The sequence below is a fragment of the Providencia sp. PROV040 genome (assembly GCF_032706145.1).
Classification (GTDB): domain Bacteria; phylum Pseudomonadota; class Gammaproteobacteria; order Enterobacterales; family Enterobacteriaceae; genus Providencia; species Providencia hangzhouensis.
On record NZ_CP120530.1, the window covers coordinates 2,469,975 to 2,483,519 of the forward strand.

Genomic DNA, 13,545 nt, shown 5'->3' on the forward strand with positions numbered 1-13,545 from the left:
AAACTACGGCATATAAATAGCACTATTCATTAATAACGATTCCGGAAGAAAAATGACCAAAACCAATTTAGTTCCACTTTTTTACGATTCATTTGGTACACCAGATAACCCCACTATTGTTCTGATCCCTGGCTTAGGTGGCCATAACATTAGCTGGACCAGCGATTTTTGTCAGGAAATTGCAGATGCCGGTTTTTACCTGTTACGTATAGATAATCGAGATGCGGGTTTATCTCATCATATCAATGAGTTCCCACCTATTGATTTAGGGGTATTGATTGAAAAAATGCAAAAAGGTGAACCTTTCCCTATTCCTTATACTTTATTCGATATGGCTGAGGATATTATCCACCTCTTGGATACATTATCTATTGATAAAGCCCACGTTATCGGCCGTTCCATGGGCGGAATGATAGCACAAATAGTGGCTGCAAAGTTTCCTGAGCGTACACTCTCTCTTTGCGCGATCATGTCATCAACAGGGAACCCAGCACTGCCACAAAGCGCTCCCGATGTTATGCAAATGCTGATGAGCCCAAGTGCTAACCCAAAAGAAGATTTAGAAGGGTATTTATCAGGACAGCTTGCGTTTTATCGCCGGATCAGCTCAACGTTTGGCCCATTTGATGAAAATTATTATCGTGAATATATACTGCAGTCACTCACACGCAATCATTCACCGGAAGGAACAAAACGCCAAATTGTTGCTGTTGCCGTCACCGGAGATCTGCGTCCTTATATTCAGCAAATCAACGTCCCTGCATTGGTTATTCACGGTTCAATTGATCCGCTCTTTCCTTTAGCTGCAGGAAAAGACATTGCTGACAATATTCCTAATGCAAAATTGGAGATTATTGACGGTATGGGCCATGAAACGCCACCAATGATTAATCCACTAATCGCTAAATTGATAATTAATCACTTAAATCAATAAATTAACATACTAAGGCTCTAAAAATGAGCCTTAGTCATCCTTATAACCAACCTTGTTTCTTATGCTGTGCACAAATTGGACAAATATGGGTATTTTCTTCCCAAGAAGAAAAAGGTAAATGGCAGGTATGACACTGCGCATCATAATAATGGAAGATTTTCGGCACGTTATTTTTAGCTGTATAGCTTTGTACATGAATAGATTTAGGAAAACAAACGACTTGGCAACTCATACAACCAGTACAACGTTTTTCATCTATCAAAAATTGGTTATTTTCAATTTCTATCGCATGCTCATCACACATCTTGGCACAAGCGCCACAAAGAATGCATTTTTCCGTGTCTAGTTCGACCTTAAACCAGCTATCTTCAGGGTAAAATTGTTTTCTTGCATTTAATCCTGTTTTCACCTGCCCCTTATCTAACGGCTTTGAATCCAATTTTTGACGAAATAGCATCATCCGACGACCGCTATCGACTTGTTCAGGCTGAACAATACGTAATTGCCAAATAGGTTCTTGTAATGTTTTGAGTTTTAAATTTAATGCCGCAATCGTTGGCAACCATTTATCAACCCAGGGTTCAGCGATTTGCATACCACGAATGCCATATTGCCGGTGCCAAACAATCAGTTCGTCCGCATTAGCAATCGGCTCATCATGGTTTACTATCAAAAATTCCCCTTGATAACTACGTTCATGGGGTTTGATATTTTCGATGGCATCGACAGGGCAAGCAAATAAACAATTACCACATTGAAAACATAATTCATTATTAATTTCTGCATCCATATGGCTAAACGATACCGCACCCACAGGACAGCTGGTGGCACAATTATCACAGATGCTATTTTTCAGGCGTTTTCTTACGCACTGACCGTTAATTATGGGTTCAGGAGGCAGCTCTAAACTAATAAAACGTCTCATTGCTCTACACTCTCCCGTTACAACAAAAATAACTTATTTAAAAATTGTTATATTTAATAGTTAAATTCTAGCATTAATTTTTACACTATTTTAGTACAACACTCTGTAGATAAAGATGATTTGGGCTAAATAATTACTTAAAAACCACAAAACTCTCTGTATTTTGGAGCCTTGTGGTTTACGCCTCCTATCTAACTCGCTTTTTTCATATAATTATCAACAAGGTTGGCAGGCTCCCAATTCTTCTGCAAATGTTCAATATCCTGAATACCAATACATTTTTCTTCGTCTTGTAGGCGTAGTGCCGCTAACGTCTCCACTAAATGATTCAATTTTTGTTGGGTGGAATGCTCATTTTGCCCCTCTAAAGACCGAACATGAACTACAGTGGGAGCTATCGTATTCGGATACTGAAATATTTTTACACTACGTCCCTGCTCTGAAGTATAAATATATCGAGTTGCATTACTTCGGTGGTCAGGTTCTTCTCGAATAACGTCCTTATTAAAATTAATGAGGTAAATCGTGTTTTCACCGCCAAGGCTATACAACGAATTCCAGCCTACAATTTCGCCATTGATAATAAAACTATTTTTTCCGCTAGCGTCTGTTAACAGCCCATTTGAACCATTAGAGATGAAGACATCATTCCCTTCACCACCATATAAATTGGTATCACTTGTTGATGCATAAAGAACATTATGTCCGTAAATACCATCTGGAATTGAAATGGCTCCAGTTACCGCTTGCGCTTTAAATACCCGCCCGACCCCACTTCTATCCCAAACTTTTTGTTCTGGTCCTTTTGTTCGAATAAACAAGCGCCTAAATGGCGTATTTTCACTAATATGTATATTTTTTATCTTTGTATCAAGAATTGATGAAAAGCTTAATTCGTTAGAAAAATTTTTAAACTCATCCATAGGATGCCAAATCTGTTCTGGCGTTAATTCTTTTTTATATTGACGCTGTTCAGCAAGGTAGCGAACTAAATGTGCCATTCCATCATTATGAATATGGGCTGGCATATGGGAGGGTAACCGCTGATGATGATAAACTTGATTATTGCTATTTTTATTATTTTGGGGCATTTTTACCTTAACTGTGCGTAAATTAGATTGCGATGTATAAAGATGATAAGTTTCTTCCCGTTCGTCTATGACTGCATACTGTGCTTTAAAGTTAAATAAATGAATGCTATTAAATCCAATTTGGTCTAATATTTCTGTATTACCTACCTCTTTACTTCCATCGATTAAATAATGGTCATCCCCTCCTTGCCCATCAAGTTTGTCATTACCCAAGTCGGATAGAATTAAATCACTATTTTCACCTCCATATACATAATCATCACCGCTACCTCCATACAAAACATTCCCTCCTCCATTTGTAATAATAATATCATTACCTTCCCCTGAATTTATGATATTTCCTATCATGCTGTTGTCTTCAATTAGGTCATCACCATTGTTTGCATCTAGAATAGGATAACGAAAATTATATCCCTTAGGAATTTTTATGTAATCATCATTTTCTGAGGGTAATTCCAAACATTCAATTGGTTCAATGTTATGAGAATCCTGCCCCATTTTTATCCTAAATAAATTTCCATGACCGTCTTTAATGTAAATTTCTTTACTTATTGGATATGATAAATTAATGAAGCTAATTTCAATTTTTTCATTACTGAATTTATCATATAAAAATATTGATGTTCCCAGTGCCTTGATATCAAATCCATTCTCATAAGGTAATAAAATGGTCATATCAAACTCATTTTCCATTTCTGATTTAATATTTGAAAAGTCAAAAATGATTTTACCTTGAAAAATCTGATCTGGGTTAACTTGATAAACATCTCTTCCTTTAGTAACCATGATATGACTGTTTCTACTGACCATTAAAAGGTGGTCATCATTACTCTCTCCTTTATATTCTAACTTGCTCGCTAACCCATGAAATTTAAAATCTCCCCATAAAGTTTGGCCATATATTTTATTATCAACTGAAATTGTTTTTTCACTCTCATCAATACTCATTGTAGAGCTAGCGCCACCCTGATAAGTAATATTGAAAATATTTTCACTTATAATGTGTGAAGCACTTGAATCCAAATTGTTTAGCTTAGTATTTAATACAAATCCGTCCTTTGTATATAATTGATACCTATGAAACATTCCCCTACCGTTACTATCTGTTTTATACATGTTTTTTAAAGTAACAGTCAGTGTTAAAACTTTCGTCTCTGGCTCTGCCGATTTCATTTCAATAGTTAATATGAGATCATTACCAGAAATACTGGCATCCTTTATTTCGCTTAACATATACCCTAAATTTACTCGGCTTTGGCCTTGTGTGTTTTCAATAATTACAGCTGATAATTCTAATAAATTATCATTTAATTTATCTTGATTATTGTGCCAATCAACACGACGTAGAAAATAACTATCATTACCTTCTCCACCATTGACTATCCCTGATTCAAATATTAATTGATCATCCCCCTCCATACCTTGAATAAATGCAATCATTGCTCCTGCATCTAATGTGTTAGATTCTTTATTACCTAATAATTCTGCTGTCGACGTGCTATGTCCAATTAGCATCACATCATTAACATTACGCAAATGAACCTTCTTAACTTTATGATTAATGAAGGCCACTTCTGATGTTCCCTTGTTCAAATCGATATCTATTTTACTGTTGGATGGAATGTCTTTAATGATTATACTATTATTCCCCCCATTGCCATCAAAATAAATTTCGTTATTTTCTTTAACATCATATTCGAATAATAATGATAAATTTGTAATATCATCTTTTTCTCCTCCAACGAGAAATTTACTCCCTGCATTGATGTTAAATAAATTTCTTGAATCTTTTTTTCCAACAATAATATCTGTTCCATTCCCAGGGTTAAAACTAATGTTTTTTTGCTTTGCTTCATTTTCATATCGGTAACCTATATTTTGCATGCCTTCATAAATAACCCTAGGCTTCTCACTTAATAATTCTCTTGCAATATCAATAGGCTGGTTTAAAAATTCACTCCCTAGTCTATTCACTCTGATATCATTATTTATATCAGGGTGAATCGTATTGGTATAATTATTTCTGGCCTGGAATAGCCGTAGCTCTGATGCTGATAATGAACTTAGTTGTGTAGCAACCGACTGTTTTTTCTTTATGTTATAAAAAGTAGTTAGTTCGTTTTTATGTAAAAATTGTTTTAGTAATAAGCTATCATACTCAGGATTAAGTACAATAATGTCATTGGCAACCTCCTCGCCAATATTTTTATAAGCGATAGGAGCCGTTTTATTCACTAGTCTAAAACGATAATTAAAATTCAGTTCATTGACCCTCTGTGTTTGAAAGCTTTTTACCCAACGATTATCTTGAGAGTCATAATGATAATTTTCCCGAATAAAATTAATTTGCTCGATGGTATAGTAAGGCCCTATTTCATCACTATCAATATGACTAAGAGGTCCACGGTTATCCACATCAGCAAACTCTGCACTACTAATTATTTTTGAGTTATTTCTATAATAAATATAATGTTTGATATGTTCAACAAGGATCGGTTTACCAACCAATTGTAAGTGTTCATCAAAACCTTGATATAAAAATGACGACTTGAACGTATCTAAGTCTTGCTGCCAATTTATATTTTTGAAGTATGCTAAATGCTGTTTATAACTAAATCGATTTAATATATTGTCTGATGGAGGAAAACCAAGTGCAGCACGAATACCTTCTCTGGCTTTTTCATCCCAGCCTAGAGATTCACCGAGTTCCTCTTCAATTTTTTCTACTGCGCGAATACCTGTATATACCATCCCTCCAATTAATAAGGAACCCGCAACAATTAAACCAACGACAGGTATTGCCGATGAACCAATGATTATACCGATCATGGTTACACCACCCACAATAATGTTAGCAATTGACAAAGAACCATTCACAATTAAGTCTTGGCGCTCTTTATCATTTGTAACCCTGTCTAGTTGTTCAAATGCTTCACAAGCTTGATAAATATCTAACCCCATTCCAATTAAATTAAATATAATTGTAATACGAGCTGTAATTTTTGATGATACATTAAACGATCCAGCTTGTTTATAAGCGAGCTTAAGTAGAATAGGTTGTAAGACCATATCCCCATAATTAAAGAATGCATTTGCGCAGGCTAGATCAAGGTTTTTCTGTATTTCTCGTCTTTCTTTTTCTAATAGATTAGGATTATCTAATTCATCTATTAACTGGTAAACAGAGTTGATTGTTAGAAATATCCCTGTAGAACCAATTCCTTGTCCAAAATAATTAGCTATTTTTGCATAAGTTGGTAATTTAATACCGATGCGTCGTAAATCTTCTATAGTCTTATCCACACCAACTGGATTATCGAGTTGTGATTTCTGAATAATTTGGAGCTGTTCTTGTAGTACGGCTCTTGGTTGGATCATTGAATTAACATCAATTCGTCTTGTTATATGGTCATCTTGTAAACTCTTATTAATCATTTTAATTAAATTAATGTCTTTTTCATTTTCAGTTAAAAAGGTTAACTGAAATGCTAATTTATCAGGATTAAATTTAACATTATCCTCCCAGTTTGGAAGCTGAGTATGTTTAAAATCTAATGGTTCGCTATTTATTGTAGCCCCAATATCTCTAAGTTTTTTTAATGATGTTACCTGCTCGTAAAAAATAATTTCTGAGTCATCAGTCACTGAGATTCCTGATGACTTGAAAAAGGTATCTAGCTCACTGATTATGCTTTGCTGCATACTTTGGTATGCTTCACTCTTTGTATTTATGATTTGCACTTCACCAAACAGGGCTTCGCCTACTTTGTGCTTAAATCCCGCAATATTTCCTCTGGTTGATATTTTGCCATCTTCTTGCGTCATTTCTTGGTTAATATATTCATTAAAAACACTAGATAAGTGTTTTTTTGCCTGACTAAATTCTGAGTGACCAATAACAAGCTCGACACCAGTAGTATCAGATAAAGTTAAAAAATACTTATCATTACGTGAATAACTTGTAATTGTATATGTTTCCTTATCACTTTGAAAAGTGATGTTCTGGTTATTTTCTATATTTTCAAATAATAATTTGTGAGATTGTTCGTCTATTTCATTAGAAACAGCCCCTAATAAATCAAAATTCGATTGATATATTTCATCAAATTTATTGAGCACTTCCTGCTCTTTACTGGTAATATTACTTAATTCTTTTTTCCGTGTTAGCTTGGTTAGAACTTCAAGTTTTTCCTTAAGTTGCAAACTTTGTTCGTCAGTTAAATTGCTATACTGCAAAAAGTGTAAAAGGTAGATATTCTCAAATGAATGCATTTCAACTGGCAATTTATTTACTGCAACATCGAATCCCTCTTTATATGATAGCTGAGATAATGCTGCATAATTAAATTTTATTTTTTCATGTAAATCTAAAATTAATCCAAATTCTTTTTTTAATGAATTGTCGTTTCCAGATGAGGGCTCAATATCTATATAGAGCATTAATAAATCATCAATATATTGATTATATTCTCTTAATTTTATTGGATCTTGGACTAGTTTTAAAACTTCTGCATGATTAAAGCCTTTTCCACTAGGGAATAACGCATTCAAACGGTTTATAGACAGCTGACTTAGGTAGTTTAGTTTTTCAGGCTGCTGGCTTAAAAACCCTAAAATCTCTTTTACTTCAATAGCTTGCTACTTAACCCCAGTGGTGTCATCATCAATAAATATTAAATCCCACATCTGAGAAAAATTATTTTCATTCTCAGCATCACAAATTGTATTAATTTTTTTACTAATAATGGGATCATATGCTGCGATATTTAATTTTTTCTTATCGATGCCTCCATCTTGTAATGAAAAATACCCTTTCAAATAAGAATGTCTATCAATGTCAATGTGGTCTACGAATAAATTACCTATACTAATATTTTCAAGTAATGACCTTATTTTATTTCTTAATTCAAAATTATCACCTAAAAAAAATTCAGTATATATTCTATTTATTTTAAGCTTACTTGTTAATTCCTCACTAAAAATCAACTTTTCATCTTTAGTTAACAGTGCCTTTTTATCGGTTAAATGTAGCAGAATATTTTCTGGTATTTTAAGGTCATATCTTGTTTTTAATACATTTAGTGAGTTAGCATAATTTTGTATAAAACCAGCTTCAGAATGAATATTATCTATTAATATCCACTGTTGTTTAGATGCCTTTAGTAAACTTTCTGGGTCACCATACTCTGAAAAAAATTCCATTGTATTCGGGTTTAATTGAAATAATAATGCACTATCAGGGGAGTCCTTAATTAGATCTTCTGCATATTTTTTACCGACAACACCTCTTCCTGAACGAATAATAATTTTTACAGTATCATTGTTTTTTTGTGGATTAGCATTTATATCGACTTTATTAATCATTAACCATAATGGTGTTTCTAATATTCCAACATTTTCATATTCACGAATTAGTTCACTTCTAAAATCACTATTAAATTGAGTATCTTTCGCATTTAACTTCTGTTTAAAAATAGCGTATGCATCATGATTAAAAGCCACTTTTTTAATCAAATCAACGTCAATTTTATACTCATTATCTGGATCCCTAAAAATATCCATAGCAGTAGAATGGTCATCTTTTATTAATTGCCAAACTTCCAACTCACCACTTCTTAACTCATCGATAAAATATAAACTGGCATGCTTGTCATTAATATAGCCTTGCTGGTTAGTTTGGTTAATATTAATTTCTAACCGCCAATTTTTAGTAGACTGTTTTTCCCCTGCTAAATCATATGGCCAAGTTATTTTTTTACTGTCATTCGAGACACCGATAGATCGATTATATCCCACTACAGGAAGGTATATTCCTTGTTTAGCTAATTCGACACTTGCCCTAAACACGAAATTTTCATTTAGCCCCCCACGGCCTAATTGGCAACCAGCCAAAACAATTTTATTGGGTGGGTATGCTTTCAGCACATGACTTTTGAGGTACTTCAACCCTGCAATAAGTTGGTAAGCTTGGTACCCTTCAAAGAGACTTGGTTGATTACGTCCATTATATTTACCATGGCCAACAACCGCCCAACGTATTTTCCCGTTAACTTTTGCCTGTAAATCACCATGTACTACTTTCCACTGTTCATTCTCAATATCGAACTGTATAACAAGCGAATTATTAGGGAATTTCGCTAATAATCTCCCCGTTGATTTAGCTGCAGCATCGTCCCCCCCTATTTGGATCAAAACATGATAATCATATGTAGAGTCACTTGTTGGCTTACTTATTGAATGATGAGTAATTTTAAGCCTTGTGAATTCATCTATAGGATTAAACCAGTTAGATATATTTTTAAGTTCGGAGGACTGCTCCCCTACTAATGGCCTACCATCTATGTGTTCCGTTAAAAATATCAAATCATCATCTTTATTAATTATTTTATCATTAGTTTTCTTAACATTTACATTTATCATCTGAATTTTCTTTCCATGTCAAATTAAAGCCCACCTTCAACTTAACAAGATTGCCACATCAGTAAAATATATAAAAAAATAATTAAGATTAACTACAATTAACAACGCTCAAGATAATTTCCCTATTAAAATATAAACCATCAAATCGATATGATACACAATCATTTTAAGATTATATTATGTTTACTTGTAATTATATTATATGCATGTAATTATTTGGATTCATTTCTACTTTCTACGAAGGCCATATATGAACAATTTCGAATTTTATAACCCCACTCGTATCATGTTTGGTGAAGGTAAAATCAGTGAACTTGACCGAGTTGTCCCTAAAAATGCTAAGGTTCTTATTTTATTTGGCGGTGAAAGTGCAAGAAAAACAGGAACCTTAAATGAAGTTGAGCAAGCTTTAGGATCTCGAGCATTCGATCATTTTGGTGGAATTGAGGCCAATCCTCGTTATGAAACATTGATAAAAGCTGTTGATAAAATTGAAAAAGAAGGTTTCGATTTCTTGCTGGCGGTTGGTGGTGGGTCCGTCATTGATGGTGTTAAATTTATCGCGGCAGCGGTAAATTACCCAGGCGATAAATGGGAGGTGGTCACAAATAGAGGCACTACTATAAAAACGGCGCTGCCCTTCGGTACAGTGTTAACATTACCTGCTACTGGTTCCGAAATGAACAAGGGTTCTGTAATTACTCGTGAAGAACTGCATTCTAAACTTGCTTTTATGAGTGACCATGTATTTCCTCAATTCTCTATTCTTGACCCAGTAAAAACCTATACTTTACCGACTCGCCAAATAAGTAATGGTGTTGTTGACGCTTTCGTTCATGTTATTGAACAATATTTGACTTACCCAGTGAATGCTTACGTACAAGATGCATTCGCAGAAGGCTTATTGAAAACATTAATAGAGATTGGACCTAAAGCGCTTGAGACTCCAAAAGATTATGATATTAGAGCCAATTTAATGTGGACAGCCACCTTGGCTTTAAATGGTTTAATTGGTGTTGGGGTACCACAAGACTGGTCTACTCACATGTTAGGCCATGAAATCACTGTGCTGTATGGTTTGGATCATGCACAAACACTCGCTATTGTTCTACCATCCATGCTGACGGAAAAATTAGCCCAAAAACAGGCCAAATTAGTGCAATATGCAGAACGAGTTTGGGGAATTACGTCAGGTTCTGACCAAGAGAAAGCATTAAATGCCATTGAGTTAACTCGAGAGTTCTTTGAAAAAATGCAAGTAGGTACTCGTTTTAGTGACTACCAACTGACCCAAGAGGTTATTGAACCATTAGTTAATAGTTTAGCTGCACATAATATGGTGAAATTAGGTGAGCACCAAGATATTAGCTTAGATATTAGTCGTCGAGTTTATACGGCCGCTTTATAATCTCCACCTCTCTCGAAAAGGTGCATACTTGCACCTTTTTCTTTTTTATCACCCAAAGTCCTTTTCCTTATAACTCATTTAAATTTATCGGTTATTATAACAGCATATAACGTTTAATTGGCTAGATTGTATTTCATATTGCCAGATTTTTAATTGATAATGGCACATTAGCATCAGCAAAATATTGTTTTCAATTTTGAGCATTAATCACCATATCTCACCACTGTAAATTTAGGTATTTTATAGCTTACAGATAGTCCGAAACAAATATATAACAACAATTAATAAGTTAGGTTGTGAGCCATGTTATCTAGATTTAATATATCAAACAGTGCATTACTTGCATCGTCTCTGCTCTTAACGATTGGGCGTGGTGCAACATTGCCCTTCATGGCTATTTACCTAACCCGTGAATATAAAATGGCTATTGATATTGTCGGTGTTGCAATGTCAATGGCTATGGTGGTTGGTGTTTTATTTAGTATGGGCTTTGGTATGTTAGCAGACCGCGTTGATAAAAAACGCTGTATGCTATTCGCAGTTATCGCCTTTATTTGTGGGTTTATTGCGATACCTATCGTTAATAATGCTATTTTAGTCATTATTTTCTTTTCGTTAATAAATTGCTCTTATTCCGTGTTCTCAACGGTACTAAAAGCCTATTTTGCAGATACCCTTACGGTTGCATTAAAAGCAAAAATATTTTCCTTAAATTATACCTTCATTAATATAGGCTGGACTGTTGGTCCTCCCATTGGCACCTGGTTATTAATGTATAGTATTAACTTACCATTCTATTTAGCTGCAATTTCAGCCGCTTTTCCAATCTTTTTTATACAACGGTTTGTACAGAGCATAAAACCGATACCATTAGAAGAAGACCAGACCCGCAAATGGAACCCTGTCTCTATGCTACGAGACCAAGTGCTGGCATGGTTTATTTTATCAACTTTCTTAGGTTCATTAGTTTTTGGAACTTTTACCACTTGGATATCCCAATATGCCATCACCGTTGCTAACAGTGATTTTGCCCAAGTAGTTATCGGTGTTATTTTGCCCGTAAATGCTATTGTCGTAGTGACGTTACAATATACAGTCGGCAAACGTATCACTCCAGATAACTTAAGAAAATTGATGACATTAGGTAGTCTATTTTTTATTTTAGGGTTGGCAACCTTTATGTATGCCCATGAAAACTTATACCTATGGGCTCTTGGCGCCTTTATTTTCACTTTAGGTGAGTTAATCTACGCCCCTGGCGAATACATGTTAATTGATAGTATTGCCCCAGACGGAATGAAGGCCAGTTATTTTTCGGCTCAATCTTTAGGGCTACTTGGCGGTGCATTTAATCCGATGTTAACAGGAGTTGTATTAACTGAACTTCCCCCCTATTTTATTTTCATTATTCTTATGTTTATTACATTTTTAGCCTGGCTATCCATGCTAAATGGAATGCGTCTAAGAAAAAAACAATTATTAGTTACCCAATAGCATTTTTTCTCCACTGAAAAACATTTTCGGTGGAGAAAAATGACCAATCTACTGCCTTTTTATTCTCTGTCTTATCGGTAAAACTAAACAAATAGCTGAACTCAATAATACAATAGTCATGATTATAGAAACCTTAAGATAATTTTTCGAAATGAGTAAAGAAAATATTGGTAATGCAGATAATAAAATCAAGTTGTTAACACTCTCGGATATAGACAAGACAAAACCTTTATTCTCTGCACTTTGCCTTGCTAACATTGCGGTGCTTATCGGAGAGGCCAATCCTAACATCCCACCAATAACAGTTAAGCATAATCCATGACCAATTAACGAAAGCCATCCACTAAGAAATAAGATAATCGTTACTATGATTATTAAAATAATAACCACGAGTTTTGTATTATTTGATACTTTAATTTTTTCAATTTTTGCAACTAAGCCATTGCCAAATAATAATCCCATCCCAAATAATCCCATTAAGCTACCAACCTCCGCACTTTCTAAGTGGGATCGTTGCCTTAATATTTCACCTGCAAGCAAGAATATACAAACTGATACCCCATTCCATAAACCTTTCGCTAATATGAGTCTGGTAATACCTACATGTTTAATCGCTTTAAAAGATAATTTTTTTCCGACAGTTTTTTGAGAGTGCGGCAGTGTAAATAGCCCTATAATGAATACGACTAAGCACCCTATCGCAGTATAAATAAAAGGGGCGTACCAAGCAAAATACTGGACTAATATCCCTGCAATAATTGGCCCCGTAATAATACCGACAGTCATTCCCACCATAATACTCCCCATTGCTGTAGCTTGTTTACTTTCACTAATTACATCAGCAATAAGTGCGAAGATAACGGGAACAAGTGCAGCAGAAGCCAATCCTCCTAAGCCCCTTAAAACAAGTGCAGTCAATAGATTAGGTGAAAAAATAATGACTAAACTATCGAGTGATAATAGCAAAAGAGCCATAAGCACAATTTTTCGTCTATCAATTCTATCTGATAAAAAACCAATAATAGGAGCTGCCAAGGTATAGGCCAACGCATAAGCCGATACCAACCACGTAATTTGGTCAGCTTGAACATGAAATACCGTTGCTAACGGCGATAAAATAGCCGACAACATAAATTCTGCGGTACCAACAAGGTATACCGCTACTGCCGACAAAAGCAGTAAGTAATGAGTAGAAGTCATAGTTTTCTCGTTTTGATATATATTGCATTATCCAATCAGTGCTTATGATTGGTATCGATATGGTTTGATTTTA

General features: G+C 34.6%; 7 protein-coding genes. 3 read left to right on the forward strand and 4 right to left on the reverse strand.

Going from position 1 to position 13,545, the window contains the following annotated elements:
• Positions 1 to 52 precede the first annotated feature (52 nt).
• Positions 53 to 934 (forward strand): alpha/beta fold hydrolase, encoded by an 882-nt coding sequence (locus tag P3L40_RS11315; protein ID WP_136135373.1) that lies wholly within the window; start codon positions 53 to 55, stop codon positions 932 to 934.
• A 40-nt stretch (positions 935 to 974) separates the two neighbouring features.
• On the opposite strand, the gene P3L40_RS11320 is transcribed toward P3L40_RS11315, so the two are convergent.
• The 3 genes from P3L40_RS11320 to P3L40_RS11330 all read right to left on the reverse strand — a co-directional run bounded on the left by P3L40_RS11320 (position 975) and on the right by P3L40_RS11330 (position 9,370).
• Positions 975 to 1,859, reverse strand: coding sequence for a DUF362 domain-containing protein (locus P3L40_RS11320; protein WP_140172155.1), 885 nt, complete (start codon positions 1,857 to 1,859; stop codon positions 975 to 977).
• A 191-nt stretch (positions 1,860 to 2,050) separates the two neighbouring features.
• Entirely contained in the window at positions 2,051 to 7,501 is a 5,451-nt protein-coding gene (locus tag P3L40_RS11325; RefSeq protein ID WP_210852506.1) for a calcium-binding protein, read from the reverse strand.
• Positions 7,502 to 7,588: 87 nt separating this feature from the next.
• Positions 7,589 to 9,370, reverse strand: a complete 1,782-nt coding sequence (locus tag P3L40_RS11330) for a C80 family cysteine peptidase (RefSeq protein WP_210852504.1) — start codon at positions 9,368 to 9,370, stop codon at positions 7,589 to 7,591.
• A 250-nt stretch (positions 9,371 to 9,620) separates the two neighbouring features.
• Between P3L40_RS11330 and P3L40_RS11335 the strand changes: the two genes are divergently transcribed.
• The gene (locus tag P3L40_RS11335) at positions 9,621 to 10,778 is read left to right on the forward strand and encodes an iron-containing alcohol dehydrogenase (RefSeq protein ID WP_136134949.1); all 1,158 of its coding nucleotides are present in this window, start codon (positions 9,621 to 9,623) and stop codon (positions 10,776 to 10,778) included.
• Positions 10,779 to 11,081: 303 nt separating this feature from the next.
• Positions 11,082 to 12,272 carry an efflux MFS transporter YdeE gene (gene ydeE / locus P3L40_RS11340; RefSeq protein WP_136134950.1) on the forward strand — a complete coding sequence of 397 codons (1,191 nt, stop codon included), beginning with the start codon at positions 11,082 to 11,084 and terminating at the stop codon, positions 12,270 to 12,272.
• 48 nt (positions 12,273 to 12,320) lie between these two features.
• On the opposite strand, the gene P3L40_RS11345 is transcribed toward ydeE, so the two are convergent.
• A complete protein-coding gene (locus tag P3L40_RS11345; protein WP_210852502.1) occupies positions 12,321 to 13,472 on the reverse strand; it encodes an MFS transporter in 1,152 nt (383 codons plus the stop codon).
• Positions 13,473 to 13,545: the final 73 nt, after the last annotated feature.